Here is a 215-nt window from a genome sequence, read left to right on the forward strand (position 1 = left end):
GGAAAATCGTTGTATCTTTAAAGCGTGTGCGTCTGTTCCAGCTGATGGTGGAGTGGTGCGGAACTGGGTCATTGATATTCAGGCCCAAAAACCATCTGTACGCCATATTGTAGTAAATTTCTTTTTCGAGCTGTCTTTCTGAACGGATACCATAGAGGTATCCGATAAACATCATTTTGAATAAAATCAGCGGATCAAGTGAGGGGCGTCCTTTG

Annotated in this window: 1 protein-coding gene; it reads right to left on the reverse strand. The window is 43.3% G+C overall.

Annotated features, from left to right (window positions below; genetic code table 11):
• Window positions 1-215: transposase (locus tag Q3W56_RS21270; RefSeq protein WP_302896729.1), on the reverse strand; the 215-nt coding region annotated here is incomplete at both ends.

Origin of the sequence: Bacillus sp. C28GYM-DRY-1 (genome assembly GCF_030519405.1) — a bacterium.
GTDB classification, from domain to species: Bacteria; Bacillota; Bacilli; order Bacillales; family Bacillaceae; genus Bacillus; species Bacillus spizizenii_A.